Here is a 502-nt window from a genome sequence, read left to right on the forward strand (position 1 = left end):
TTTGGGTTCAAGAGCCGAATATGAAAACCTTACGTCCTTTCTGTCCAGTTCCGCTTCTGTTTCCCCGCTTACGATAAAACCGTCTTGTTCAAGAATGGAGTAAAATTCCGCCACGTCATTCATCAACTCGGTAGGAGATACGTCGATAAAATTCTTTGCTATTTCTACACAAAGTTCTTCCAGTGTTTTAAGTTTACGGGAAAGGGCCTTGAGAAAAACCGCACCTGAAGAATTGACCACACGGTCGCCGAAATCGCTTTTACTGGTAATGTAGCCGATGTCATCATAAATGCGGATAAAAGTGTCGTATTTTTGGCGATAGAGCATTTAATTTTCTCCTGTTAATGCAAATAATTAAAACTACACCCTAAAAAAATAACGAGCGTTCCCAAATTAATTGAGAACGCTGTTTGCAGTTTAGTTACCTTGTCAATTCACATGCGCTACAATGAGAAGATGGCTTGCTTTTCTCAGGACACCCTGCCGCATAGCCCCCCTGTTT

Annotated in this window: 1 protein-coding gene; it reads right to left on the bottom strand. The window is 41.4% G+C overall.

The window, feature by feature from the left end; translation table 11 throughout:
- The coding region (locus ACYVTD_RS15520) for a PqqD family protein (RefSeq protein ID WP_461248599.1) at positions 1-327 on the bottom strand (327 nt) is incomplete at its 3' end.
- Positions 328-502: the final 175 nt, after the last annotated feature.

The organism is Treponema sp. R6D11 (genome assembly GCF_054786075.1).